This is a genomic window from Rugamonas aquatica (assembly GCF_009380215.1).
Taxonomy (GTDB): Bacteria; Pseudomonadota; Gammaproteobacteria; order Burkholderiales; family Burkholderiaceae_D; genus Rugamonas; species Rugamonas aquatica_B.
This window is the reverse complement of the sequence record NZ_WHUG01000007.1, coordinates 242,180-268,550: the sequence shown is the minus strand read 5'-3', so window position 1 is coordinate 268,550 and position 26,371 is coordinate 242,180. Positions and strand designations below refer to the sequence as shown.

16 protein-coding genes are annotated in these 26,371 nt (G+C 62.5%); 7 read left to right on the top strand and 9 right to left on the bottom strand.

The window, feature by feature from the left end; all coding sequences use genetic code 11:
• Window positions 1-313: 313 nt before the first annotated feature.
• Window positions 314-3,100: a TonB-dependent receptor gene (locus GEV02_RS18980; protein WP_235922832.1), complete on the top strand. Its 2,787-nt coding sequence runs from the start codon at window positions 314-316 to the stop codon at window positions 3,098-3,100.
• Between the two features lie 66 nt (window positions 3,101-3,166).
• A complete protein-coding gene (locus GEV02_RS18975; RefSeq protein ID WP_152839434.1) occupies window positions 3,167-4,678 on the top strand; it encodes a tryptophan halogenase family protein in 1,512 nt (503 codons plus the stop codon).
• Between the two features lie 6 nt (window positions 4,679-4,684).
• On the opposite strand, the gene GEV02_RS18970 is transcribed toward GEV02_RS18975, so the two are convergent.
• From GEV02_RS18970 to GEV02_RS18960, 3 genes are all read right to left on the bottom strand, one after another.
• Complete coding sequence (locus GEV02_RS18970) at window positions 4,685-6,196, bottom strand: tryptophan halogenase family protein (protein WP_152839433.1); 1,512 nt, start codon at window positions 6,194-6,196, stop codon at window positions 4,685-4,687.
• A 74-nt stretch (window positions 6,197-6,270) separates the two neighbouring features.
• The gene (locus GEV02_RS18965) at window positions 6,271-8,106 is read right to left on the bottom strand and encodes a M2 family metallopeptidase (RefSeq protein ID WP_152839432.1); all 1,836 of its coding nucleotides are present in this window, start codon (window positions 8,104-8,106) and stop codon (window positions 6,271-6,273) included.
• Between the two features lie 63 nt (window positions 8,107-8,169).
• Entirely contained in the window at window positions 8,170-10,617 is a 2,448-nt protein-coding gene (locus GEV02_RS18960; RefSeq protein WP_152839431.1) for a TIM-barrel domain-containing protein, read from the bottom strand.
• A 175-nt stretch (window positions 10,618-10,792) separates the two neighbouring features.
• On the opposite strand from GEV02_RS18960, the gene GEV02_RS18955 reads away from it, so the two are divergent.
• The 3 genes from GEV02_RS18955 (at window position 10,793) to GEV02_RS18945 (ending at window position 15,569) form a co-directional block, all read left to right on the top strand.
• Complete coding sequence (locus tag GEV02_RS18955; RefSeq protein WP_152839430.1) at window positions 10,793-12,118, top strand: MFS transporter; 1,326 nt, start codon at window positions 10,793-10,795, stop codon at window positions 12,116-12,118.
• Between the two features lie 101 nt (window positions 12,119-12,219).
• Window positions 12,220-13,851, top strand: a complete 1,632-nt coding sequence (locus GEV02_RS18950) for an alpha-D-glucose phosphate-specific phosphoglucomutase (RefSeq protein WP_152839429.1) — start codon at window positions 12,220-12,222, stop codon at window positions 13,849-13,851.
• A 23-nt stretch (window positions 13,852-13,874) separates the two neighbouring features.
• Window positions 13,875-15,569 carry an alpha-amylase family glycosyl hydrolase gene (locus GEV02_RS18945; RefSeq protein ID WP_152839428.1) on the top strand — a complete coding sequence of 565 codons (1,695 nt, stop codon included), beginning with the start codon at window positions 13,875-13,877 and terminating at the stop codon, window positions 15,567-15,569.
• On the opposite strand, the gene GEV02_RS18940 is transcribed toward GEV02_RS18945, so the two are convergent.
• Together GEV02_RS18940 and GEV02_RS18935 are read right to left on the bottom strand one after the other, a co-directional pair.
• Window positions 15,523-17,331 (bottom strand): sensor domain-containing phosphodiesterase, encoded by a 1,809-nt coding sequence (locus tag GEV02_RS18940; RefSeq protein ID WP_152839427.1) that lies wholly within the window; start codon window positions 17,329-17,331, stop codon window positions 15,523-15,525. The two genes, GEV02_RS18945 and GEV02_RS18940, sit on opposite strands and share 47 nt — an antisense overlap.
• A 175-nt stretch (window positions 17,332-17,506) precedes the next feature.
• Entirely contained in the window at window positions 17,507-19,795 is a 2,289-nt protein-coding gene (locus GEV02_RS18935; protein WP_152839426.1) for a GH92 family glycosyl hydrolase, read from the bottom strand.
• Window positions 19,796-19,990: 195 nt separating this feature from the next.
• Between GEV02_RS18935 and GEV02_RS18930 the strand changes: the two genes are divergently transcribed.
• Both GEV02_RS18930 and GEV02_RS18925 read left to right on the top strand, forming a co-directional pair.
• Entirely contained in the window at window positions 19,991-20,410 is a 420-nt protein-coding gene (locus tag GEV02_RS18930; protein ID WP_152839425.1) for a hypothetical protein, read from the top strand.
• Window positions 20,407-20,595 carry a helix-turn-helix transcriptional regulator gene (locus GEV02_RS18925; RefSeq protein WP_070269199.1) on the top strand — a complete coding sequence of 63 codons (189 nt, stop codon included), beginning with the start codon at window positions 20,407-20,409 and terminating at the stop codon, window positions 20,593-20,595. The genes GEV02_RS18930 and GEV02_RS18925 overlap by 4 nt, the downstream gene beginning before the upstream one ends.
• A 14-nt stretch (window positions 20,596-20,609) precedes the next feature.
• On the opposite strand, the gene GEV02_RS18920 is transcribed toward GEV02_RS18925, so the two are convergent.
• The 4 genes from GEV02_RS18920 to GEV02_RS18905 all read right to left on the bottom strand — a co-directional run bounded on the left by GEV02_RS18920 (window position 20,610) and on the right by GEV02_RS18905 (window position 26,170).
• Window positions 20,610-20,972: a PKD domain-containing protein gene (locus GEV02_RS18920; RefSeq protein ID WP_152839424.1), complete on the bottom strand. Its 363-nt coding sequence runs from the start codon at window positions 20,970-20,972 to the stop codon at window positions 20,610-20,612.
• A 45-nt stretch (window positions 20,973-21,017) separates the two neighbouring features.
• On the bottom strand, window positions 21,018-23,789 hold the full coding sequence (locus tag GEV02_RS18915; protein WP_152839423.1) for an alpha-1,6-glucosidase domain-containing protein: 2,772 nt from the start codon (window positions 23,787-23,789) through the stop codon (window positions 21,018-21,020).
• A gap of 123 nt (window positions 23,790-23,912) precedes the next feature.
• The gene (locus GEV02_RS18910; RefSeq protein ID WP_152839422.1) at window positions 23,913-24,488 is read right to left on the bottom strand and encodes an ORF6N domain-containing protein; all 576 of its coding nucleotides are present in this window, start codon (window positions 24,486-24,488) and stop codon (window positions 23,913-23,915) included.
• A gap of 92 nt (window positions 24,489-24,580) precedes the next feature.
• A complete protein-coding gene (locus tag GEV02_RS18905; RefSeq protein ID WP_152839490.1) occupies window positions 24,581-26,170 on the bottom strand; it encodes a POT-type proton-dependent oligopeptide transporter in 1,590 nt (529 codons plus the stop codon).
• Window positions 26,171-26,371 lie beyond the last annotated feature (201 nt).

Here is a 26,371-nt window from a genome sequence, read left to right as displayed (position 1 = left end):
CGAGAACGGCATGCTCACAGGGGAGAGCAGGCGCAGAGCGCCCTGGAATGCGTAGGCGGGCGGAAGTTTAATTGACATGGAATCTAGTTTTAGTACAAAATTCTTCCTAGAACGTCTTTTAGAACGTCGAATTTCCTTGGAACCCGTGTAGTTTGAGACGCCCCGGCGAATACGGAGCGGCTGATGTTGGCGGGAATTGTGTTTTGTGTCGTGAGTGAGGGGACATTGAATGAACATTTTTGCGAATAAGCGTAGTCATAGCGCTGCGTTTCAACTGAATCCGGTCGCAGCGGGTTGCGCTGTATTCCTGTCGATGATGGCAAGCTCGGCTGTTTATGCGCAAGAAGCCGCGCAAGCAGCCCCGGCTCCAGCCGCCGACGTGACGGCCGCCAAGGCCGATCCGAATGCGCCGGTCGTACCGTCGGTTGTCGTCGCCGGTATCCGCCGCGGTATCGAAGCAGCGATCTCGATCAAAAAGAATTCCACCTCCATCGTCGAAGCGGTGTCGTCGGAAGACATCGGCAAACTGCCTGACTCCAGCGTGGCTGAATCCATCGCCCGCCTGCCAGGCGTGACCGCTCAGCGTTCGCGCGGTTCGGGCAAGGCCGCCGACATCAGCGTCCGTGGTCTGGCGCCTAGCTTCAACGGCACCCTGGTCAACGGCCGCGAACAAGCGTCCACCGGCAATGCCCGCAGCCCTGAATTCGATCTGTTCCCAGCGGAACTGATCGGCAGCGCAATGATCTACAAAACCCCTGACGCCACCGTGATCGGCCAGGGCCTGGCCGCGACCATCGACCTGCGCACCGTGCAGCCGCTGGACTTCGGCAAGCGCGTGCTGGCGGCCGGTGTACGCACCGAGCGCAGCGGCGTGCGCTCCGGCTCGCCAGAAGGCGACGGCAAGCGCTACACCTTCAGCTACGTGGACCAGTTCGCCAACCGCACGATCGGTGTGGCGCTGGGCGTGACCAGCTACAAGGAAACCGGCGGCGGCCAGCAGAAATTTGAAGGCGGCGGCACCGAGATCTACGATCCAAAAACCGCAGCCAACCCGAACGGCCTGAACGTCGTCGTGCCTAGCGGTTTCAAGGCCGACACCGAGACCTCGACCTCCAAGCGTGACGGCGTATCCGCCATGCTGCAATACCGTCCGAACAAAGAATTCAAGACCTCGGTCGACCTGTTCTACTCGGCCGGCACCCAGACCCTGAAGAAAACCGGCCTGGAAGGCTCGATCGGCGGTTCGTGGGGCGGTTACGACCCAGTCGGCGTCCTGAGCAACGCCACCATCCAGAACGGCGTGGCCACTGCCGGCACCTTCAGCAACTTCAAGGGCGACGTCCGCAACCACAAGGAATCGGCGGACGACAAGCTGACCTCGATCGGCTGGAACGCGCAATACAAAACGGCTGACTGGACCCTGACCAGCGATCTGTCGCACTCGAAAGCCACCAAGAACGCCTCGCGCTACGAAACCACCGCCGGTGTAGCGGGCAACACGCCTGCCAACCAGCTGGGCTCGCTGTCGTGGACCGGCTTCGACGGCAAGAACCTGGCCGCCATGCACCTGACGTCGAGCTTCGACTACTCGAACCGCTCGCAAACCTTCCTGACCGACACCGACGGCTGGGGCGGCGGCGTGAACTCGCCACAGGCCGGCTATGTCGCACTGCCTAACGTCGACGACAAAATCGACGCGATCCGCCTGACCGCGCGTCGCGAACTGAACTGGGGTCCGGTTGTGGCCGCCCAGTTCGGCGTGAACTACACCAAGCGCGACAAGAAGCGCTACGGCGAAGAAGGCCGTCTGGTCGTCAAGGGCGGCAACGGCTACGGCACCGCCACCGTGCCAGGCAGCGCCATCGCCACCGCCGGCACCACCGGCATTCCTATCGTGTCGTTCGACCCGGTCGGCACCCTGGGCCCGATCTACGATATGGTCAAGTGGGTGGACGCCAGCGTGCTGGCCAAGGACTGGTCGGTATCGGAAAAAGTCACCACCGCCTACGCCATGGGTGAACTGGACGGCAAACTGGCCGGCTTCGACTACCGCGGCAACTTCGGCGCGCAACTGGTGCACACCAACCAGTCGACCACCGGCAACAAGGTCGATCTGGCCACTTGCACCGGCATCACCGCCGCCACCTGCCCATCGGCCGGCATCGCCGACGGCACCTCGTACAACGACATCCTGCCTAGCGCAAACGTGTCTTTCGACCTGGGCAACGAACAGCAGCTGCGCTTCGGCGCCGCCAAGGTACTGGCTCGCGCCAACCTGGACGACATGCGCGCCAGCTCGGCGTTCGGCGTCAGCAAAGACAACACCGTGCCTATCCTGGTCGGCAGCGGCGGCAACGCCAAGCTGGAGCCGTTCCGCGCCAAGGCGTTGGACGTATCGTACGAGAAGTACTTCGGCAACAAGGGCTACTTCAGCGCAGCGGCGTTCTACAAAAAGCTGGACACCTACATCCTGCGTGCACCTCGCGCGTTCGATTTCAAGGGCCAGGTCACGCCTAACACGCAGCTGCCAACCACCGGCCCATACCAGGGTTCGACGGTCGGCCTGCTGACTACCCCGACCAACGGCGACGGCGGCAACATCCGCGGCTACGAGCTGTCGGTGAACATTCCGTTCTCGCTGGTCACGCCTTACCTGGACGGCTTCGGCGCGTCGGGTAACTTCTCGAACACCGAGAGCGGCATCGAACTGCCAGTCATCGGTTTCGCGACCCAGGGGGTAGCCGGCGTCAAGATCCCGCTGCCAGGCCTGTCCAAACGCGTCACCAACCTGCGCCTGTACTACGAGAAGTATGGCTTCCAGTTCGCCTGGGCTGCCCGCCGCCGTTCCGACTTCCTCGGCGAGATCAGCGACTTCCAGGACAACGCCCAGCTGACCTTCGTCAAGGGCGAGACCATCATCGACCTGCAAGCGTCGTATGAATTCTCGCAGAAGTACCTGAAAGGTCTGTCGATCTACGTGCAGGCCAACAACTGGAACAACACGCCTTACCAAGAGTACAATGGCACCGATTCGACCGCCATTTCGTACAAGACCGTGTTTGGCCGTACCTACCAGTTTGGTCTGAGCTACAAGTTCTAAGCTTTCGTAGTTTCAGCTGATAACAACCCCGCTTCGTCGGGGTTGTTCCGTTTTGGAGCCTGACTTATGCAGCAAGCAGCTATCAAGAACATCGTGATCGTCGGCGGCGGCACCGCCGGCTGGATGACCGCCACCGCCTTGTCCACCATCCTGCGCGGGCAGTACAACATCCGCCTGGTGGAGTCCGACGAAATCGGCATCGTCGGCGTCGGCGAAGCCACCATACCGATGATCCAGCGTTTCAACCAAGTGGCCGGCATCGACGAAGCGGAATTCATGAAGGCCACCCAGGGCAGCTACAAACTGGGCATCGAATTCGTCAACTGGGGCAAGCTGGGCGACCGCTATATCCACGGCTTCGGCGTGCTGGGCCAGGACTTGTGGACGGTGCGCTTCGACCAGTACTGGCAGCGTCTGCGCGGCCTGGGCAAGGCACGCGAACTGGATGAATATTCGATCACCCGCATGGCAGCGCGCCACAACAAGTTCATGCCGCCGCGCCGCGACCTGGCCAATTCTCCGCTGTCCGATATCGCCTACGCCTATCACTTCGACGCCAGCCTGTATGCGCGCTATCTGCGCACTGTGAGCGAGCAGCGCGGCGTGCGCCGCACCGAGGGCAAGATCGCGCAGGTGTCGCAGCGCGCCGATGACGGTTATGTCGATGCGGTGGTGATGGAATCGGGCGAGCGTATCGAGGGTGACCTGTTCATCGACTGCTCCGGCTTCCGCGCGCTGCTGATCGACGGCGCGCTGAAGACCGGCTACGAGGACTGGAACCACTGGCTGCCATGCGACCGCGCACTGGCCGTGCCGTGCGAATCGGTCAGCCCGCTGACACCGTACACGCGGGCCACCGCGCACCGCGCCGGATGGCAGTGGCGCATCCCGCTACAGCACCGCACCGGCAACGGCCACGTGTACAGCAGCGCCTTCATGGAGGACGAGGAAGCGCAGAAGATCCTGCTGGCCAACCTGGATGGCAAACCGCTGGCCGAGCCGCGCATGGTCAAGTTCCGCACCGGCATGCGCAAGCTGGGTTGGAACAAGAACGTGGTGGCGATGGGTTTGGCGAGCGGCTTCCTGGAGCCGCTGGAATCGACCAGCATCCACCTGATCCAGTCGTCGATTGCGCGGCTGGTGCAGTTCTTCCCGGATCGTGGATTCAACCAGCTGGAGGTGGATGAGTACAACCGCCAGAGTCGCTTCGAATATGAGCGCATCCGCGATTTCGTGATCCTGCACTACAAGCTGAATCAGCGCGACGATTCCGATTTCTGGAAGCAGTGCGCGGCGATGCCGGTGCCGGACTCGCTACAGCACAAGCTCGATCTGTTCCGCGCACGCGGCCGCGTGGTGCGCTTCGATAATGAGTTGTTCGCGGAAGCCGGATGGCTGCAGGTGATGCACGGCCAGAACCTCAAACCCGAAGGCTACGATCCGCTGGTGGACCTGCTGCCGGTGGAGGAAGCGGAGAAGTATTTGGAGAGCATACGCGACGTCATCGGCCAGTGCGTCCAGCACATGCCGGACCACGCCGAGTACATCGCGCAGCACTGCGCGGCGACCCGGCGCTGATCGTTTCTACATCTTCGGCGCTGCGCAGCACGAGGCGATGTATTCCTCGTGCGTCGGCATATGTTCGGCGCAGCGCAGCACCACGTCCTTGACGTTGGCCAGGAAGGCGGCGATGTCCGCCTCCGAGCGCTGGTCCACCAGCGGATGGTAGCCCTTGGCGCGCAGGCCCTGGCCGTGCATCACCTGCAGCCAGCTGGTTTCGGTGAACAGCTCATCGCTGGCGCGCACGATGCGGCCGTTGCTGCGGTACAGATCCATGCGCCGCTGCAGCGTCGCCGGAATCTCCATGTTGCGGCAGTAGTCCCAGAACGGCTTGCCCTCGCGCGCATTGAGCTTGTAGTGCAGGATCAGAAAGTCGCGGATGGCGACATACTCGTTGTCGGTGGCCTCGTTGAAGGAATCGATGTCGGCCTGGTCGTAGCCCAGGTGCGGGAACATCATCAGCAAGCGCGTGATCCCGGTCTGCACCAGGTGGATGCTTGTCGATTCGAGCGGCTCCATGAAACCGCCGGCCAGGCCGATGGCGACCACGTTTTTATTCCATGCGCGCTTGCGCTTCCCGGTGGTGAACTTCAGATGGCGCGGCTGCGCCAGCGGCTTGCCGTCCAGGTTATTCATCAGGATGGACTCGGCCTGTTCCGGCTCCATGAATTTGCTGCTGTAGACATGGCCGTTGCCGATCCGGTGCTGCAGCGGGATGCGCCATTGCCAGCCGGCGTCGTGCGCGGTGGCCCGCGTGTAGGGCAGCAGTGGGCTGACCGACTCGCACGGCACGGCGATGGCGCGGTCGCACGGCAGCCAGTGCGACCAGTCCTCGTAGCCGGTCTTCAGCGCGCCTTCGATCAGCAGGCCACGGAAGCCGGAGCAGTCGACAAACAGATCGCCTTCGATGCGTTCGCCGTTCTCCATGACGATGGCTTCGACGAAGCCGTCGTCAGCGCGCAGCACGGTGTCGACGATGCGGCCCTCGGTGCGGCGCACGCCGCGTGCTTCGCTCAGGCCGCGCAGGTATTTGGCGTACAAGCCGGCGTCGAAGTGGAAGGCGTGGGAGATATCGGACAGCGGGGAATCGCCGCTGTCGCTGGCGGCGCGCATGAATTTGTTCATGCTGGCGGCCATGGTGTTGATCGAGTAGTGCTCGACGCCGGGCGCCTTGCCGGCTTGGTAAAGCTTGAGCCAGTACTGGTAGAACTTGGCCAGCAGCTGATCGCGGCCGATCACGCCGAAGCCGTGGATATAGGATTCGCCCTGCTTGCTCCAGTTGACGAATTCGATGCCGAGTTTGAAGGTGCCTTGCGTCTGGCGCAGGAACTCGTTTTCGTCGACGCCGATCAACTGGTTGAAGCCGCGTATGACGGGAATGGTGGCCTCGCCGACGCCGATGGTCGATATCTCGTCGGATTCGACCAGGCGGATCTTGCAGCCGTTGGAAATCAGCGCCGACATCGCGGCGGCGGTCATCCAGCCTGCGGTGCCGCCACCGACGATGACGATGTTTTTAACCAGTCCCAAACTCATATTGTCTCCCTATCGTTATATGTTTTATCGGCGACCCCGAGTCTTGTGCCCGGGGTTCGCCGTCTGCGGAGGCCTTATTTCTTCTCGGCCGCCGCGAATGCTGCATTTTGCGTATCGAGCCAGGTCTTGAGCGGCGCGAAGTAGTCGAGCAGCGCGCCGCCGTCGATCTTGTCCTCGCCCGAAATCGCCTTCAGCTCCTCAGGCCACGGCTTGCTCGTGCCCATCGCCAGCATCTGCTGCAGCTTGGCGCCGGCCTTGGCGTTGTCGTACACCGAGCAGCGGTGCAGCGGACCGGTGTAGCCGGCTTCGCGGCACAGCGCGCGATGGAACTGGAACTGCAGCATATCGGCCAGGAAGTAGCGCGCATACGGCACGTCCGCCGCCACGTGGTACTTGGCGCCGGCGTCGAAGCCTGCGCCACTGGCGTCGGCGGCCACAGGGCGCTTCATGCCCATGTACTGCTCGCGCAGCTGCCACCAGCTCTTGTCGTAGTCGGCCGGCTTGGTCTTGCCGGAGTAGACGTCCCAGCGCCATTTGTCGACCGAGTAGGCAAACGGCAGGATCGCGACCTTGCTCAGCGCGCGCTCCAGCAACTGGCCGATGTCGGCGTTGGCGTCCGGCGCCTGGTCCATCAGGCCGACCTTCTGCAGATAGCTTGGCGTGATCGACAGCGCGATGGTGTCGCCGATGGCTTCGTGGAAGCCGTCGTTGGCGCCGTTGCGGAACAGGTAGGGCTGCTTGGTGTAGCCGAGGAAGTAGTAGATGTGACCCAGTTCGTGGTGGATGGTGGTGAAGTCTTCCGCCGTCGGCGTGATGCACATCTTGATGCGGACATCATCCTTCTCGTTCAGCGGCCAGGCCGAAGCGTGGCACACCACGTCGCGGTCGCGCGGCTTGGTCAGCAGCGAGCGTTCCCAGAACGTCTCCGGCAGCTTCTGCATGCCCAGCGAGGTGTAGAAGCGCTCCGCGTACTGCGTCATCTGCTTGGCGTCGGTCTTGCGCTCTTCCAGCACCTTGCCCAGGTCGAAGCTGCTGGCGCCGGTGGCGGGCTTCAGCAGCGGATACAGGTTGTTCCAGCTCTGGCTCCACATATTCCCGAACAGGTGGGCCGGGATAGGGCCGGTCAGCGGCACCACGTCCGGGCCGTAGGTCTGGCGCAGCTTGTAGCGGGTGTAGGTGTGCAGCGCATCGTACAGCGGTTTGACCTGCTGCCACAGGCGCTCCATCTCGGCGGAGAAGGCTTCCGGCGGCATGTCGTACTGCGCGCGCCACATCGCGCCGGTATCGACAAAGCCCATCTGCTTGGCGCCCTTGTTCGACAGCGCGACGTACTCGGTGTATTTCTGTTTGTAGGCCGGCGATTGCGCGTGCCAGCCGGTCCACATTTCCTTCAGCTTGGCCTCATCGCGGCTGCTGGCCAGGACTTTCTCCATTTCGCCCAGCGGCATGCAGGCGCCGGCCGTGCCATCCGTTTTTTTCGGGCAGTACTTGGCCTTGCCGTAGGCGCCGTTCATCGCCGCCTGCAGCTGCGCGTATTGTTCGCGTTCCTTGGCGTCGGCGAAGACCAGCGTTTGCTGCAACAGCATCATCTTGCGCGCCGATGCTTCCGGCAGCTTCAAGCCGTTGAAGCGGCGGGCCGCGATCGCCGCTTCGCCCGCCGCCGTCAGATAGCGTTCGGCGAAGAAGGAGGCGATGGCTTCCGTGTCGTCGGTGATGAAGTTGGAGCCGACCCAGGCGCCCTTGGCCTGTTCGTTATTCAGCTTGTTGAGGCGTTCCTCGGTGTCGGCCAGAAAGCGCTCGGCTTCGGCGACGGTGGGTTTTTTTGCGGGGGCAGCCAGCACGGTGGTGCTGGCGGCTGTCATGGCGCTGAGCGCGAACAGCGTGCTGATGATTTTTGGTGACACTGGCATCTCCCTGTGTAGTTTTACTTGGCCATCGAACCGGTCGATTCGATGGCCGATAATCATACACGCTTACAAAGTGATGGCGACACTTCGGCCAGGCTGGCTGCTGGCTGGCAGGGTGATGTTCAATACCTTGGCCGCTTCGTCCCAGACGAAGATGACCGGCTTGCCGTCCACGCGTACCAGCGACGGGTGGGCCGTGATGTTATGCACCTGCAGCGCGATGCTGCGTTCCGGGCGCTGGTACTGCGTGCCCACCGCCGATTCCACGCGCAGCGTCAGGCTGCGGCCCTGCAGCTTGCTGGTGAAGTTCAGCAGTTCGTACTTGCCCTGTTCGTAGGCTTGCGCGGTCGTGCCGTCATCGTCATACAGCTTGCCCGCGCCGGCGCTCACCGAGGCGTCGTGGTAGTAGTGCAGGTCGATATGCTTGGTCGAATAATCGCGCGTGGTCTGCACCACCTTCGCCATCGGGATGAAGGCGCCGGCGCGCACATAGACCGGCACATGGTCGGCGCTCAGCTTCACCGATTCGGTGGCGCCGCCGGCGTGCTTCTCGCCGTTGTAGAAATCGAACCACGCGCTGCGGGCAGGGAAGTAGACGTCCGCCGTGGTGGCGCCCTGTTTGAGCACCGGCGTCACCAGGAAGTCCTTGCCCCACAAGTAGGTCGAGGACATGGCGCGCACCTTGGCGTTGCCCGGTTCCTCGTACAGCATGGGGCGCATCAGCGGCAGGCCTTGCTGGTTGTTGTCGAAGCCCAGCGTGTAGTTATACGGCAGCAGGCGATAGCGCAGGCGGATCGCCTCGCGCGCCAAGGCCTTGGTGCGGTCTTCGCGGTAGACCGGCTCCGGTGGCACATCATCCTGCGCGTGCGGGCGGAAGATGGGCTGGAACACGCCGTACTGCAACCAGCGCGTGTAGAGCTCATTGTCCAGCACCGGGTTGGCGAAGCCGCCCAGGTCCGAGTGCATATAGCCCAGGCCCTGCATGCCCATTTGTAGCGAGATCTCAGGCTGCGACTGCAAACCGCCCCAGCCCCGGTCTACATCGCCGGACCACGGGATGATGCCGTAACGCTGCGTGCCCGAGTAACCGGCGCGCATCAGGATGAAGGGACGCTCGGTCGGAAAGTCCTGCTGGTAGCCTTCCGCCACCAGCCGCGCCCATTGGTGGCCGTAGATGTTGTGCACCTGGTCGGCGCTGCCGGTGGCGTGGCGCATGGCGGTCGGATGCACTTCCGGTTCGCCCAGGTCGCCCCATACGCCGGTCACGCCTTGCTGGCGCAGGCCCTTGTAGATATTCCAGAACCACTCCTTGCCCGGCTTGCCGAAGATATCGATCAGGCCCGTGTGGCCGAAGTAGAAGTCGTAGACCAGTGGCTTGCCGTCGGCGCCCGTGCCCAGTACCTTCTTGTCGACCGCCTCCTGCCATTTGCTGGAGGTGTCGAGGACGAAGGGTTCGGTGATGAGCACCGTCTGCACGCCTTTTTTCTGGAAGTCGGCGATCATGCCGGTGGGGTTGGGGTAGCTGTCCTTGTCCCATTCCAGGTTGCCCATCGTGCCCTTGACCTCTTTGCCGAACCAGAACAGATCGAACACGATGGCGTCGAGCGGAATATCCTCGGCGATGAATTTGTTGACGGTGTCGCGCGCGATGGCTTCATTGCGGTAGCCGAAGCGCATCGCGAAATTGCCGAAGGCCCAGCGCGGCGGCAAGGGCTGCTTGCCGGTCAGGCTGGTGTAGTTGCCGATCACGTCTTCCCAACTGTCGCCCGCGATCACCTGGTAGGTCTTGCGGCCGCCGATGGTTTCGTAGGTCAGGCTGCCGTTATGCTTGCTGTCGAAATCGAGGTAGCCGGTTTGCGGATTGTCGAAGTGGATCGCATACATCTTCGACGACAGCGCCACCGGAACCGCATAGCCCATCTGCTCCGACTTGTCGCCGTAGCCGTAGTGCGCCTTGTTATACAGCGTGAAGCGGTGGCCGCGCCGGTTCATGCCGACCGCGCGCTCGCCGGCGCCGTACAGCGCCTCGTCCTGGTCCAGCGCGAACTCGATGCCTTCCAGTTCGCGTGCCTCGCCCTTGTTGATATCCTTGCTGCCGCTGGCCGCATCGTCCCTGACCTTGATGTAGCCGAGTTTTTCGGCGACCAGGCGCTTGCCCCGGTAGGCGTACGAAATCTGGAACGGCGACTTGGTAATGGTGACGACGATGCCGGGTGTGGCATATTCGATGCTGTTGGGTTTAGTCGCCAGCGTGGTTTTGACGGCGGCCGGCGCCAGCACCACCGCGTGCGAGGCCGGGTCCAACTGCTCGCCGTTCGGCACGAAGGTGGTTTCGACGATGCGCGCCGAGTAGGGTTTGATGAGGTAACTGCCGTCGCTGGTGTGGACTTCCAGCAGGCCGTCGCGGCGGGTGGCGCTGTCGAAATGGCGGTTGGCGTTCTGCGCCTGTGCAGCCTGGCTGATGAGTAGCAGCGGCAGCGCGGCCGCGAGTGTGGCGATGGAGTTGCTTTTCATGTAAGTAGTTGGTCTCTGAGGTTGTTTTGATTTTGTTGTTTGGCTACATTTGACTACAAAATCCTGCCCTTGGGATGGCTTGTTTCCTTTATTTTACTGGGAAACTCTTTCAATTGACATGCATTCAGCTGCGTGTTATTTTGCTACAAATTCAAAATAGTCGGGGACCCGCAGCATGCATTCTTCCAGCAACAAGCCCATACTGTCGTTCTGGCAGTTGTGGAATATGAGCTTCGGCTTCTTCGGCATCCAGTTCGGCTTCGCGCTGCAAAATGCCAACGTCAGCCGGATCTTCTCCACGCTGGGCGCCAATCCCGACGACCTTTCGCTGTTCTGGCTCGCGGCGCCGGTCACCGGCCTGCTGGTGCAACCGATTATCGGCTACCTGAGCGACAACACCTGGCATCCGACCTGGGGCCGCCGCCGTCCATTCTTCTTCATCGGCGCCTTGCTGGCGTCGATCGCGCTGTTCCTGATGCCGAATTCCTCCGCGCTGTGGATGGCGGTCGTCGTCCTGTGGCTGCTCGACGGCGCCATCAACGTCTCGATGGAGCCGTTCCGCGCCTTCGTCGGCGACAAGCTGGGTTCCTCGCAGCAGACCGCCGGCTTCGCGATGCAGACCTTCTTCATCGGCTGGGGCGCGGTGATCGCCTCGCTGCTGCCGACCATCTTCACCCATCTGGGCGTGAGCAACCTGCCGGTCGGCGGCGCCGTTCCGGATACTGTACGCTACTCCTTCTACAGCGGCGGCGCGATCTACTTCCTGGCCGTGCTGTGGACCGTCCTCACCGCCAAGGAAACGCCGCCGGAAGACCTGGATGCATTCCGCGCTGACCAGCGCCGGGGCAAGGGCCTGGTCCACGCGCTGAAGGAAATCCTGGGCGGCTTCACCCGCATGCCGAAGACCATGGTGCAGCTGGCGGCCGTGCAGTTCTTCAGCTGGATCGCGCTGTTCGCGATGTGGATCTACACCACCAACGCCATCGGCGAAAACGTGTTCGGCACCACCGACGCGCAATCGGTGGCCTACCAGAACGCGGGTAACCACGTCGGCGTGATGTTCGCCGTGTACAGCGGCGTGTCCGCGCTGGCCGCCTTCGTGCTGCCGATGTTCGCGCGCCGCACCAGCCGCAAGTTCGTGCACATGAGCTGCCTGATCATCGGCGGCGTAAGCCTGTTCAGCATCTACGCCATCCATGACCTGAATATGCTGTTCGTGCCGATGATCGGCGTGGGCATCGCGTGGGCCAGCATCCTGACCATGCCGTACGCGATCCTGGCCGGCGCGCTGCCCGCCAAGCGTATGGGCTACTACATGGGCGTGTTCAACTTCTTCATCACTATCCCGCAGATCGTCAGCGGCGTGCTGCTGGGATTCATCACCAAGCACTGGTTTGCCGGCCACCCGATCAAGACCCTGATGCTGGGCGGCGTATGCATGGCGGTGGCAGGTGTGCTGACGCTGGCCGTGCGCGACCAGACAGACCCGGTGGGCCGCTAAGGTAATATTGTTCGCGTGACTACGTATTCGCGCGCCGCTGTTTTGCCGGAACAGGTAAAACGGAGGCTGTGAATACAGCCCTTTACCTGTGCGGAGCGAACATGAGCATACATACCGTAGTGACCAAACCATTCCCTGGCCAGCGGCCGGGGACTTCCGGCTTGCGAAAAAAAGTCAGCGTCTTCCAGCAGCCTTCCTATCTCGAAAACTTCGTGCAAAGCGTGTTCGACACGCTGGGCGACTGCGCCGGCAAGACGCTGGTGCTGGGCGGCGACGGCCGTTTCCACAACCGCGAGGCGGTGCAGACCATCCTGCGCATGGCGGCGGCGCACGGCTTCGCCAGGGTGCTGGTGGGGCAGGGCGGCATCCTGTCCACGCCCGCCGTCAGCTACGTGATCCGCAAGCATGGCGCCCTGGGCGGCATCGTGCTGTCGGCCAGCCATAATCCCGGCGGCCCGGATGGCGACTTCGGCATCAAGTACAACATCGCCGCCGGCGGCCCCGCGCCGGAAGGCGTGACCGAAGCGATCTTCCACCGCACCGAGGACATCTCGCGCTACCGCATCAGCGACGCCCCGGCCATCGACATCGACCGTCTCGGCCCCGCCACCATCGAGCAGATGGCGGTGGAGGTCATCGACCCCGTGGCCGATTACGCGGAACTGATGCAGCGCCTGTTCGACTTCGACGCCATCCGGGCCTTGTTCGGGCGCGGCTTCCGCATGTGCTTTGACGGCATGCACGCGGTCTCTGGTCCCTACGCCAAGGCCATCCTGGAAGGGATGCTGGGCGCACCGGCCGGCACCGTCATCAACGGCGTGCCGCTGGAGGATTTCGGCGGCCATCACCCGGACCCCAACCCCGTCAACGCCGCGCAGCTGATCGCCATCATGGCGGCGGACGATGCACCGGACTTCGGCGCCGCGTCCGACGGCGACGGCGACCGCAATATGATCGTCGGCCGCAAGTTCGATGTCACGCCGTCCGACAGCCTGGCCGTGCTGGCAGCAAACGCCGCCGTGGCGCCGGGCTACCGCGCCGGCCTGAAAGGCATCGCCCGTTCGATGCCGACCTCGCAGGCGGCCGACCGCGTGGCGCAGGCACTGGGCATCCCGTGCCATGAAACGCCGACCGGCTGGAAGTTCTTCGGCACGCTGCTGGACGCCGGCATGGCCACGCTGTGCGGCGAGGAGAGCTACGGTACCGGCTCCGACCACGTGCGCGAGAAGGACGGCGTATGGGCCGTGCTGTTCTGGCTTAACCTGCTGGCCGTCAGCGGCAAGACGGTGGAGCAGCTGCTCGGCGAGCACTGGGCGCGCTTCGGCCGCAACTACTACTCGCGCCACGACTACGAGGGCGTCGAACCCAAGGCCGCCAATGAACTCATGGCTTCCCTGCGCATCAAGCTGGCCACGCTGGCGGGGCAGGACCTGGGTCACTACGTGGTCGATTTCGCCGACGATTTCCACTACACCGATCCGGTCGACGGCTCGGTGGCGACGCAGCAAGGCATACGCATCGTGATGACCAACGGCTCGCGCATCGTGTTCCGCCTGTCCGGCACCGGCACCGAGGGCGCGACCCTGCGCGTCTACCTGGAGCGCTACGAAGCCGATCCCGTGTACCACCACCTGCCGACGCAGCAGGCCTTATCCGCATTGATACTCATCGCCGAGCAGGTTGGCGGCATCACCGGATGGACAGGGCGCGCGCGTCCGACCGTCACCACATAAAACCACGATAAAAGGACGACAGCATGAAATTGACACCCCTTGCAATGACCCTGGCGCTGGCGCTTGGTGCGGCCGCAAGCTGCACCACAGCCATCGCCGCGCCGGCAGCCGCCAAGCCCGCCGCGCGCAAGCCATTCCTGTGGGAGAACGCCACTGTCTATTTCCTGCTGACCGACCGCTTCAACAACGCCTATGTCGGCAACGACCTGGCCTACGGCCGCAAGGCCGATGCCGCCCCGCTGCGCGGCTACATGGGCGGCGACCTGGCCGGCATCACCAACAAGATCAACGAAGGCTATTTCGACAGCCTGGGTGTGAATGCGATCTGGGTGTCGCCGCCGGTGGAACAGATCCATGAAGGCACCGACGAAGGCACTGGCAAGTCCTACGGCTTCCACGGCTACTGGGCCGCCGACTTCACCGCCGTCGACGCCAACCTGGGCACGGAAAACGACTTCCGCAACTTCGTCGAAGCCGCGCACGCGCGCGGCATCCGCGTGCTGCTGGACGTGGTGATGAACCAGACCGGCCCCGTGACGGAGACCGACTACGTATGGCCGGAAGACTGGGTGCGCACCGGCCCGCAGTGCACCTACAAGGATGCCAAGACCACCATCGAATGCACGCTGGTGAAGAACCTGCCGGACTTCCGCACCGACAGCGATACGCCGGTCGAGCTGCCGGAAAACCTGGCCGCGAAATGGCAGCGCGAAGGACGCTTCGAGCGCGAGGTGAAGGAGCTCAACGAGTTCTTCGCCCGCACCGGCTATCCGCGCGCGCCGCGCTACTACCTGATGAAATGGCATTCGGACTGGGTGCGCAAGTACGGCGTCGACGGCTTCCGTGCCGACACCGTCAAGCACGTCGAGGCCAAGGCGTGGAAGGAACTGGGCATCGTCGCCAGCGCGGCTTACGAGGACTGGAAGCGCGCTAATCCCGACCAGAAGCTCAGCGACGACAAGTTCTACATGACGGCGGAAGTCTTCAACTACAACATCGCACAGGGCCAGGTGTTTGACCTGGGCGGAGGGCAGACCGCCAACTACTACCAGAACGGCTTCAATAGCCTGATCAATTTCGGCCTGGTGTACGACGCGGAGAAGGATTACGAAACGCTGTTCAGCAGCTATTCGAACATCCTGCACGGCGGCGCACTGGAAGGCCGCTCGGTGCTGAACTACCTCGACTCCCACGACTACGACAAGCCCTTCGACGCCGCGCGCAAGAAGCCTTTCGAAAGCGCGAACAAGCTGCTGCTGGCGCCCGGCGCGGCGCAGATCTACTACGGCGACGAAACCGCGCGCAGGCTCGATGTGGCGGAAGCGGTCGGCGACGCCAAACTGCGGTCGTTCATGAACTGGGATGAGCTGGCGCAGAACGCGCAGCGCGACGGCTACAAGATCGCCGACGTGCGCGCCCACTGGGCCAAGGTGGGCCTGTTCCGCCAGGCCCACGTGGCGGTGGGCGCGGGCGTGCACCAGCAGCTGCAGGCCAAGCCCTACGTATTCAAACGCACCTACGACCAGGGCGCGCTGCACGACAAGGTCGTCGTCGCGCTGGACCTGCCGACCGACAAACTCGCCCGCATCGATCTGCACGGCGTGTTTGCCAACGGACAGAAGGTCAAGGACTACTACTCAGGAAAAACCGCCGTGGTCAAAGGCGGCAGCGTCACATTTGGTACGCGTAATGCGGTAGTGCTGATCGGCCAGGAATAGCGGCGGCGGGGACGGGACACCAGTCGGTGAAGACGTCCGCCTCCATCGGCCGCGCGAACAGGAAGCCCTGCGCTTCGTCGCAGCCGGCCAGGCGCAGGAAGATCAGCACTTCCTCGCATTCCACCCCCTCGGCGACCACGCGGTGGCCGAGGTCTTGCGACAGCGTGATCATGGTGGCGACCAGCGCCTGCTTGCGCGTATCGTCTTCCAGGCCGATGACGAAGGTCTGGTCGATCTTCACCACGTCGGCCGGCATGCGCTGCAGGTAGGACAGGCTGCTGTAGCCGGTGCCGAAGTCGTCGATCGCCAGCTTCACTCCGGTGGCGGCGATCTTCTCCAGCATGGCGTGGGCCTTGACCGGCTGCGCCATGATCGCGCTTTCCGTAATCTCCAGTTCCATGCAGTCGGGCGGCAGGCCGCGCTGCCTCAGGCCCGCCAGCAGGGCTTCGGCAAAGTCCGGCTCCAGCAGGTTCGCCGCCGAGACGTTGACCGACATCTGCAGATGCAAGCCCTGGTCGCGCCACTGGCGCTGCTGGCGCATGGCCGTCGCCAGTACCCAGGCGGTGGTGGCGTGTGCCAGTCCGGAACGTTCGATCACCGGGATGAATTCTGAAGGGCCGACGGCGCCCAGCGTCGGATGGTCCCAGCGCAGCAGCGCCTCGGCGCCGATACAGGCGCCGGTGGTGATGTCGATGCGCGGCTGGTACACCAGCCGCAGCTGGTCCTGGCTTTCCAGCGCGGAGCCGAAGTCGTTGAGCAGCGTGAAGCGGCGCTGGTACAGCGCATCCGCGTCCTCGGAATACACCGCGATATGGGCGTGCGCATCGATGGCGTCGTGGGCGGCGCTCTGCGCCTGGCGCAGCACGCTGAGGCAGTCGGCGTTGCCGATTTCAAAAGGCGCCACGCCGACCGTGGGCGTGGCGACGTAGCGCGATTTGGCGAGGCACTGCCCTTCCGCCATCTTCGACTCCAGCAGCGGCAGATAGGCGGCGAGCGTCATGCCGGGCGGCGCGATCAGCGCGAACTGCGTGGTGGTGACATGGTAGACATTGCGGTGGGCGCCGACCTCCGCGCGCAGCCAGCGGGCGGCGTCGATCACCAGTTCGTCCACGTAGGACGGGTTCATCGCGCGCGCGGCGTGGCTGAGCTGTTCGGGCGTGGTCAGGTTAATCAGCACCGCCAGCCGCTGTTCGCCGGCTGGCCGGTCGCGCTGCAGATCCTGGAAATCCTCCATGAACTGGTTGCGGTTCGGCAGGCCGCTGAGCGGGTCAATGCGGCCCATCGCATGCTGCATCTCGATCTGCGCCATGACCATGCTGGCCAGGTCGCACAGGGCGCTCAGTTCCTGGGGCGTGGTCTCGCGAGGTTCCAGGCCCAGTACGCACATCGCGCCGAGGCAGTGTCCCTCGGCGGTGATCAGCGGTGCGCCGGCGTAGTAGCGCACGCCGCTGGCGGCCAATGGGCTGTCGCGGAAATACGCGTCCTCCATCAGGTCCGGAATCACCAGCAGCTCGCTGCTGTCGGCCACATTGCCGCAGGGCGCGCGCATGCGCGGGATGGACGTGTGTTCGACGCCGACGCGAGACTTGAACCACTGGCGGTCGGCGTCGGTCAGCGAGATGGCGGCAATCGGCAGCTGGAAGATGCTCGTGGCCATGCGCGTGATGCGGTCGAATGCTTCGCTGGGTGGCGTATCGAGCAGGTCCAGTTTATGGAGGGCGTCAAGACGCCGGGATTCAGTAAGTTGGCAAGAAATAGTCATGGTCTGGTCTATGCCCGGAAGGCGGTTAACGTCAGCTGCTATTCAATGCGGGACTGGGCACTGGGGAAGGAGGGTGTTGCGGGGGAGCGGGGCGTGGCTCCTTAGTTATAATTAACCAAACGTTAATTGCTAACTGGAAACCATAGCATACCACGGTTTCCAGCCCCGCTGTTTTTCAGTGTTGTGGATCGGTCGACAAAGAATAGGGCGCGTCGGCCGGCGCGGTGGCGCGCCGCGTGTTCGGTTTGTCGGACATGTCGAAGTCCAGCACCGCGCCCTGCATCAGGCCTGCGTGGCTCAGCCAGTTCTTCTCATAGGCTTTGCCGTTGACCTTGAGCGCGTTCACATAGCGCTTGCTGTCGCTGTTGGCCGGCGCGTTGATGACGACCGATTTGCCGTTCTCCAGTTTCAGCGTGATCTTCTTGAACAGCGGCGCACCCACCACGTACTGCGGCACCACCGGCGTGACCGGGTAGAAGCCCAGCGCCGAGAACACATACCATGCCGAAGTCTGGCCGTTGTCCTCGTCGCCGCAGTAGCCGTCAGGCGTGGCCTTGTACAAGCGGTTCATGGTTTCGCGCGCCCAGTACTGGGTCTTCCACGGCGCGCCAGCGTAGCCGTACAGGTAGATCATGTGCTGGATAGGCTGGTTGCCGTGCGCGTACTGGCCCATGTTCGCGATCTGCATTTCGCGGATCTCGTGGATCACTTCACCGTAGTAGCTTTCGTCGAAGGTCGGCGGCAGCGAGAATACCTGATCCAGCTTGGCGACAAACTTCTGGCGTCCGCCCATCAGGTCCACCAAGCCGTTCACGTCCTGGAATACCGACCAGGTGTAATGCCAGCTGTTCCCCTCGGTGAAAGCGTCGCCCCACTTGAAGGGATTGAACGGCGACTGGAAGCTGCCATCCTTGTTCTTGCCGCGCATGAGGCCCGTCTCCGGGTCGAACAGCTTCTTGTAGTTCATCGCCCGCTGCGCGTAGATGCCGATCTCCGACTGCGGCTTGCCGAGCGCCTTGCCCAGCTGGTAGATGGCGAAATCGTCGTAGGCATATTCCAGCGTGCGCGCGGCGTTCTCGTTGATCTTGACGTCGTACGGCACGTAGCCCAACTCGTTGTAGTACTTGACGCCGGCGCGGCCGACGGCGCTCATCGGCCCTTCGTTGTTGGCGCCGTGCTTGAGCGCCTGCCACAGCGTTTCGATGTCGTAGCCGCGCAGGCCTTTGATGTAGGCTTCCGCCACCACCGAGGCCGAGTTATTGCCGATCATGACGTCGGCCAGGCCGGGGCTGGACCATTCCGGCAGCCAGCCGCCTTCCTTGTAGTCGTTCACCAGGCCGGCCTGCATCTCGCGGTTGATCGACGGGTACATCAGGTTCAGGAAGGGATAGAGCGCGCGGAAGGTGTCCCAGAACCCGGTGCCGGCGAACATATAGCCGGGCAGGATCTTGCCGTTGTAAGGGCTCCAGTGGACGATCTGGTTGTTGGCGTCGATCTCGTACAGTTTGTTCGGGAAGAACAGCGTGCGATACAGGCTGGAATAGAAGGTGCGCGTCTGATCGTCGCTGCCGCCTTCCACGCTGATGCGGCTCAGCGTCTTGTTCCACACGTCCTTGCCTTTTTGCGCGGTGGTGTCGAAGCTGTCGTTCGCCAGTTCGCGCTTCAGGTTCAGCTCCGCCTGTTCTTCGCTGATGAAGGAGGAGGCCACGCGCATGCCGACCTTCTCGCCTTTTTCGGTCTTGAAGCCGACCACGGCGCCGCTATGGTCGCTGGTCAGTTCCATCACACCCTCGGCCAGCTTGTTGCCGCTCCAGATGCGGGTGGAGGTGAACGGTTTGTCGAAGTAGATGACAAAGTAGTTCTTGAAGTTCTTCGGCAGCGGGCCGCGCGCGTAGCGCGTGCTGTAGCCGACGATCTTGCGTTCCGAGGGGATCACCTTGATGTAGGAGCCCTTGTCGTAGGCGTCGACCACCACGTAGGCCTCGTCGGTTTTTGGATAGGTGAAGCGGAACTGCGCGGCGCGTTCGGTTGGCGCGATTTCCGTGGTCACGTCGGCATCCGCCAGGTAGACGCTGTAGTAGTAAGGCTTGGCCACTTCGGCCTTGTGCGAGAACCAGCTGGCGCGGTCGTCCTGCGTGAAGCGCAGCTTGCCCGTCACCGGCATGATGGCGAACTGGCCGTAGTCGTTCATCCACGGCGACGGCTGGTGCGTCTGCTTGAAGCCGCGGATCTTGTCGGCTTCGTAGGTGTAGGCCCAGCCGTTGCCCATCTTGCCGGTTTGCGGCGTCCAGAAGTTCATCCCCCACGGCAGCGCGATGGTCGGGTAGGTATTGCCGTTCGAGAGTTCGGGCTTGCTGGCGGTGCCCATCAGGGGATTGATCCATTCGACCGGATCGGTGATGGGCGCTGCGGAGGCGGTCAGCGCAAAGAGGAGGGCGGGCAGTGCGAGCGTGTGCAGTTTCATGTCCTGGGCGGTGGTGGCTGGCGACGAATTAGTGTAGCAGCTATGCCATCGCCGGAAACCCGCAAGCCCCGGCGGCCGCCATGTTTATTGGAGGTGCGCTAAACAAGGAAGCATGGAGAGATGGATGTAAAGTTTGCTTGACATAGAATTTTTACGGCCATACTATGTAAAGCATACTTTACAGGAGACGAACCTATGAAAATTCAACAGGAGCAGAAATATTCCGCGGCGGAGCGTAAGGCTGGCGGAAGGTATATGCGCGAGCTGTTTGGAAGTATCGCGGTCTATATGGTCCTGCTCATGGCTTCCGTGACGTACGGTCCGGCGATGGATTTCGGTTTTTTAAAGACCGCCGTTTTGGCGGCTCCAGTGATCGGATTTTTTCTGATGATATGGGCGGTGGCGCGGCAGGTCGGCCGCATGGACGAGTACCAGCGGATTGTCATGCTTGAGACCTTCACGCTCGCAGCCGCCGTCACGGCTGGCGTCACGTTCACATATGGATTTCTTGAGACCGCAGGTTATCCACGTCTGAGCATGTTCTTTGTCTGGGGCGTGATGGGAGCCTCGTGGCTGGTCATCGGCATGTTTCGCCGCTGGGTCATGGATCGATGAATAACATCATGCGCGAGCTGCGCGCCGAACGAGGATGGAGTCAGGCTCACTTGGCCGAACAACTGGAGGTATCGCGACAGACCGTCAATGCGATAGAGACCGGGCGCTACGATCCCAGCCTGCCGCTGGCCTTTGCGATTGCCCGGCTGTTTGAGACCACGATAGAAGAAATCTTCACGCCCTGAGTCGCGGGAGCCGGCTACTGCGCGGTGATGGTGACGGTGGACGGCGCGCTATCGAGCTTGCCGTCGTTGACGATCAGCGTGGCGGTGTACGCGCCCGGCAGGTCGGCGAAGAAGGTCGGCGCGGCGACGTGGTAGTTGAGCAGGGAGGCCGCGCTGCCGGCCGGCTTGGTCATCGTCCACGAATAGCTTACGATGTCCTGGTCGGCATCGGTGCCGCTGCCGGCCAGCTTGACCGAGCTGCCGACGGCGACGGTTTGCGCCGGCCCGGCGATGGCGACCGGTGGACGGTTCGCCTGTGCGAGGTCACTACCGCCGCCACCGCAGGCGGCCAGCGTGAGCGATAGCAGCAGCGCTGCGGTGTGGTTGCGTCTCATCATGATCTCTTTCCGGATCGATAGGGAGCCGAAAAGATAGCACGCTGTTTACTTCTTTTCTACGAATACGACGGCGCTGCGTGGCGGAATTGCAAACGTTCCCGAGGCGGCGTCGTATCTGGCTTCCAAGGCCACGCGTTTGTCCGCTGAGGCCATGTTCGTGTGAACCGGATGCAGCTGGTAGCGGCGGTTTTTTTCTTCGGCCACGGTGACGCGCTGCGCGATTTTGTCGACGTTAATCAGGTAGGTGATGGACTTGAAGTTGGCGCCGGCGTAGCCCGCGCCGTCGATGTGGGCGACGATCACGGTCGGCACCTGGCCGCTGCCGGTGTTGTAGAAGCGCAGGCGCTGCTTGATGTCGGCGGCGGTGCGCAGGCGGAACAAAGTGCTGCTGGAGCGGATCGCCAGCAGGTCGCGGAAGGCGTCGCGCGCGTAGGCGATGTCCTTGGGCGATGGCTTGATGGCGGCGTCGCGCAGCAGCGGTTTGATGAGGGCATAGTCCTTGCCGTTGTCTTCCTCGCGCGGCACGCCGGTGCCGTAGTAGTTGTCCTGGTAGCTCCAGTCCAGGCGATTGAACCAGTCGCCCGATTCGAAGCTGTTGCGGTCCAGCGATTTGGATCGCAGAATGTCGAAGCCGGCGTGGAAGTAGGCCACGCCCTGGCTGAAGGCGTTGATGGCGGCGCCCAGCATCTGAACCTGTGCGCGTTCGGCGCTGGTGGTGGCGCGTGGCAGCTTGAAGGCGTTGATGTCGTACAGCGTCTGGTTGTCGTGGTTCTCGACGTAGTTGACCACTTCGCCCGGTTCGCTGGCGTAGCCGGCCGGCTGGTTGCCGCCGTAGACGATGTCTTGCAGCTGCTGCGTCTTGCCATCGTGCGTTTGCAGCGGGTAGCTGCGGATCGATCCGGCCAAGCCGACTTTGACCAGGTCCGATGCCTGCAGCAGATCGCCGGCGGGGCGCGCGCCTGCCTGCGCGTTGGCGTCGTACACAAGGCCGTTGATGTAGCCTTGTTGCGTAATCATTTGCAGGCCGCTGTCGCCAGCGCCGCCGCCGCGCACGGCGTCGCGCGCGCGGTCGCTGAAGGTGCCGATGCCGCTGCCGTTCAGCGACAGCTGCGAGGCTTGCACGAAGCGTGCGCCGTCGGCCACTTCGCCGAAGTTCCAGCCTTCGCCGATCAGGTTGATGTGATGGCCGGTGGCGCGGTCGGCGCGCGCTTGCAGCTGCTCCATCGCGGCACGCGGCTGGTGGCCCATCAGGTCGAAGCGGAAGGAGTCGATCTTGTACTGCACCGCCCACTGTTCGACGGAGTCGATCATCAGCTTGGCCATCATCAGGTTTTCGGTGGCGGTGTTGTCGCAGCAGGTGGAGCGTTCGACTGCGCCCTTGGCGTTCAGACGGTGGTAGTAGCCGGGGACTATGCGGTCCAGTACCGACTTCTCGTTCTGGCCGGCGATGAAGGTGTGGTTGTAGACCACGTCCATGCCCACGCGCAGGCCGGTCTTGTGCAGCGCCTGCACCATCTGGCGGAACTCGACGATGCGCTTGGCGCCGTCGGCGGGATCGGTGGCGTAGCTGCCTTCTGGCGCGTTGTAGTGATAGGGATCGTAGCCCCAGTTGTAGCAGTCGGTGGCCTGGGTCTTGGACACCAATGCCTGCTGTCCTTCGCTGTCCGGCGCCAGGGTGGGCGGGATGGCTGGTGTGACGCAGCCTTGTTCCGGCACGCTGCCGATGTCGAACACGGGCAGCAGGTGGATGTCGGTCATTCCGGCTTTGCTCAACGCCGCGAGGTGCTTCATGCCGTTGGAGCCTGCTTCGGTGAAGGCGGTGTACTTGCCGCGGTTGGCGGCGCTGACGGTGTTGTCGTTGATCGAGAAGTCGCGCACGTGCAGTTCGTAGACTGTCATGTCGGATTGGGTGGCGACCTTTTTCGGGGCAGGGGTTTTGTCCCAGCCGGCTGGCTTCAGGCTGGCGGCGTTCAGGTCGGCGATGTAGCTGCGCCTGGAGTCGGTGGTCAGGCTGATCGAGTAGGGATCGGTGACGAGGTTGCGTACCAGGCCAGCCGATGGCGCCACCACGTCCACCAGGTACTGGTAGTACTGGCCGGAGCGGTTGCCGTCGAGGCGGGCGGACCAGATGCCGGTGGCGTCGTCGCGCTGCATGGCGGTGATGGCGGTGGCTTTGCCGGAGCCGTTGGCGTAGGTGCACAGCGCCACGCGCTGCGCGGTCGGCGCCCACAGTTTGAAGCCGGATTGTTTGCCGACACTGACGCCCAGATCATGCGCGTTGGTGGCGCTGGCGTACAAGTCATCGAGCGCGCCGGCGATTTGGAGCGTGGTGGCGTCGCGCACCGTGCCGTCGTCGGCTTCGTGCACCAGCATGATCTGCTGCGTCAGCACGCCGCCGAGGCGGGCCGCATCCGCATCCGCAGACGCCAGTGCCAGCACGGCGCCATTGCCGACGAACTTGAATCGCTGCGCGAGATCCGCAGGCAAGGCGCCGTCAAACCGCGCCAAATCCAGCAAGCCATCCGCGCCGGACACGCGCGCGCCGGGCGCTGCATGCAGCGAGGCGGAAGCTGAGTAGTAGAGTTTGAAAGCGCCACCGGCGGCATCTGTGCCCGGCCATTTGATTAGCTGGCGATTGAGCCAGTAAGCCCGCGCATCGGCGGCGGCATTGGCTTGAAGGACGGTCGCGAACGGACCGTCGCAGGCGGCAAGCGCCGCGTTATCGGCGGCCGAGGCGCCCCCGAAGGCCAGCGCAAGCGCACCACCGACAGAAACTCCAGCCACCCACCGCCACGCCCCAAAATGCTTACCGCCCATAATTGCCGTCTCCAAAACTATAGATTTAGGTAGTGCGGCTACAAAAAACCGGCAAATACCCCTGAATTTTCCGGTTATGGTAATCCAAAATCTGTAGTTTTGATACTTTGTTGGTTGAGGGGCTTATTTCTCGTCGGGAGTAACGAACCCAATTGGACGTTTTGGTTTTTGTGGTGGTGAGGCCCTCAAATCCCGAATGACTTCGAAGATTTGCTTGATATGCAGGTATGTGTCTTGTGTAAGTTCATCATGTTTTGATGAGAGCAGGGCGGTCTTGCTTTCTAAGTCGTTTATGCGAAGTAACACCTCTTTGTTTGTAGTGGCCGTTTCGCGCAAGCGCACGAAAGTTCGCATAATTTCAATATTGACCGCAATTGCTTGAGGGCTGTTCAGCACGGACGAGAGCATCGCTACGCCTTGCTCTGTAAATGCATAGGGCGCATAGCGGCGCCCGCCTCGGGTGGGGTTTGAGATCACAATTTGTGATCTCAAACCCTCCCACTCTGAAGTGTCAAGTTGGAACATGAAGTCCACTGGGAAACGATCCAGATTGCGCTTTACGGATTGCACCAGGCTGCCAGTGGTGACGCCATACATATTTGCCAAGTCAGTATCGAGCATTATCTTTTGTTCTCGAAAGACTCGTATGTGGCTAGCGATATTCGTCGCACAAAAAGGCGTGGTCAGCTTTGCATTCATATCCCCAAAGCTTATGCCGTCGCCCACCTGTCGACGCGACAATTATCAATTGTCGTTGGCGATTCGTCGAAATCGGCGGTTGGTGTGTTGCCCTAAGGCTTGTCCTTCTCCGTCTCCGGATAGCAGAAGCTTGCCGGGCCTTCGTTGCGGTAGTTGTCCACCATCTTGTAGCGGATCGCGTACAGCGCGAAGACGGCGGCGACCAGTAGTGCGAAGGCGGCGAAGAAGAACATCTGGAACGCGATCACGCCCATGCCACTGGTGGCGATGTACGCGCTGACCGCATCGTTCTTCACGCCCGCATTGACGATCAACACCCACAGGTTGCCGACGGTGATGGCCAGATACCAGAAGCTCAGGATGATGCCCTTCATCGGCGCCGGCGCCTGGCTGTAGGCGAATTCCAAACCGGTGGCCGATACCAGCACCTCGCCCAGCGTCAGCAGCGCATACGGCAGCAGCTGCCACAGGATGGACACCTTGTCGCCCGCATCCATCTGCAGCTGGATCATGCCGATCACAATCCAGGAGATGCCGGCCATCGCGATGCCCGTACCCATGCGGCGCAGCGGCGTCGGCGTGATGCCGATGAAGCGCATCAGCGGATACAGCGCGAGGTTATTAAACGGAATCAGCAGCATCACCAGAATCGGATTGACCGCCTGCATCTGCGCCGGCAGCAGCGTGAATTCCCAGCCGAAGATGTTCAGCAGAGGGCTGTTCATTGCATTGGCCTGCACGATCCAGGTCGAAGCCTTCTGGTCGAACAGCGAGTGGAACGGCGTCACCATTGCGAACACGATCAGGATGCGCAGCACCGAGCGCACACCTTCCACCGCCTCTTCGCTATGCAGGCCGCGCGCGCGGTCCAGCTGCATCGACACGCCGATGCCGCCGAACGCCAGCACCAGCACCAGCGCCAGACAGGCGGCGATGACGAAGCCCCATTGCGGCGTCATGCACAGCGACGCCACCGCGCCCAGCGCGCCAACGCCGGCCATCATCAGGCCGGGGCGCGATTGGCCCGGCTGCTTGCTCATCAGCGCGGTGCGGGCCACGCTGCTGAAGGAGTTTGGATTCGGCGCGGCCGGCGGCACGTGGATGTATTTGCGTTTGCCGAGCCAGAACACCAGCGTAGCGACCGCCATCAGGATGCCGGGAATGCCGAAGGCGACGGCCGGGCCGTAATCGCGCAGGAACACCGGCATCAGCAGCGAGGCGAAGAAGGAGCCGAAGTTGATGATCCAGTAGAAGGCGTCGTACACCAGCTTGGCGCGGTTCTTGTTGGTCTGGTCGAACTGGTCGCCGACGAAGGCGGCCACCAGCGGCTTGATGCCGCCCGAGCCGAACGCGATCAGGAACAGGCCGAAGTAAAAGCCCTTGAGGTTGTCCTCGAAGATCGCCAGGCACGCATGCCCGGCCACGTAGATCAGGCTGAACCAGAACACCGTGTTGTACTTGCCGAACCAGCGGTCGGCCAGCCAGCCGCCCAGCAGCGGGAAGAAGTACACGCCGATGACGAAGGTGTGGAATACGTGCTTGGCCTCGCTGGCGCGGTCGGCCATCGGCACGAACAGCAGCAGGGTGCTGAGCAGGAACGGCGTCAGGATGTTGCGCATGCCGTAGAAGCTGAAGCGTTCGCAGCCTTCGTTGGCGATGATGTAGGGGATTTGCCGGGGCATCGGTCCGTTGCCGGTGCTGGTAGTGGTACTGCTCACTGGTCTCTCTCCTGATTGTGTAGTTTGACTACTATTTTTTAGTTATTGTTTTTTGTAAAAACACATAACTAATTGATTTAATTGGATTAATTGTATTAATCTGCTGTGGTTGTCTGGATTGATTGTTCTACTATCGTGATGTATATTGTCTACAAAATTCATCCT

Bases quoted from the DNA above. Each gene is read 5' to 3' on its own strand.
- GEV02_RS18980 (WP_235922832.1), top strand. From the start codon at position 314: ATGATGGCAAGCTCGGCTGTTTATGCGCAAGAAGCCGCGCAAGCAGCC.
- GEV02_RS18975 (WP_152839434.1), top strand. From the start codon at position 3,167: ATGCAGCAAGCAGCTATCAAGAACATCGTGATCGTCGGCGGCGGCACC.
- GEV02_RS18970 (WP_152839433.1), bottom strand. From the start codon at position 6,196: ATGAGTTTGGGACTGGTTAAAAACATCGTCATCGTCGGTGGCGGCACC.
- GEV02_RS18965 (WP_152839432.1), bottom strand. From the start codon at position 8,106: ATGCCAGTGTCACCAAAAATCATCAGCACGCTGTTCGCGCTCAGCGCC.
- GEV02_RS18960 (WP_152839431.1), bottom strand. From the start codon at position 10,617: ATGAAAAGCAACTCCATCGCCACACTCGCGGCCGCGCTGCCGCTGCTA.
- GEV02_RS18955 (WP_152839430.1), top strand. From the start codon at position 10,793: ATGCATTCTTCCAGCAACAAGCCCATACTGTCGTTCTGGCAGTTGTGG.
- GEV02_RS18950 (WP_152839429.1), top strand. From the start codon at position 12,220: ATGAGCATACATACCGTAGTGACCAAACCATTCCCTGGCCAGCGGCCG.
- GEV02_RS18945 (WP_152839428.1), top strand. From the start codon at position 13,875: ATGAAATTGACACCCCTTGCAATGACCCTGGCGCTGGCGCTTGGTGCG.
- GEV02_RS18940 (WP_152839427.1), bottom strand. From the start codon at position 17,331: ATGACTATTTCTTGCCAACTTACTGAATCCCGGCGTCTTGACGCCCTC.
- GEV02_RS18935 (WP_152839426.1), bottom strand. From the start codon at position 19,795: ATGAAACTGCACACGCTCGCACTGCCCGCCCTCCTCTTTGCGCTGACC.
- GEV02_RS18930 (WP_152839425.1), top strand. From the start codon at position 19,991: ATGAAAATTCAACAGGAGCAGAAATATTCCGCGGCGGAGCGTAAGGCT.
- GEV02_RS18925 (WP_070269199.1), top strand. From the start codon at position 20,407: ATGAATAACATCATGCGCGAGCTGCGCGCCGAACGAGGATGGAGTCAG.
- GEV02_RS18920 (WP_152839424.1), bottom strand. From the start codon at position 20,972: ATGATGAGACGCAACCACACCGCAGCGCTGCTGCTATCGCTCACGCTG.
- GEV02_RS18915 (WP_152839423.1), bottom strand. From the start codon at position 23,789: ATGGGCGGTAAGCATTTTGGGGCGTGGCGGTGGGTGGCTGGAGTTTCT.
- GEV02_RS18910 (WP_152839422.1), bottom strand. From the start codon at position 24,488: ATGAATGCAAAGCTGACCACGCCTTTTTGTGCGACGAATATCGCTAGC.
- GEV02_RS18905 (WP_152839490.1), bottom strand. From the start codon at position 26,170: ATGCCCCGGCAAATCCCCTACATCATCGCCAACGAAGGCTGCGAACGC.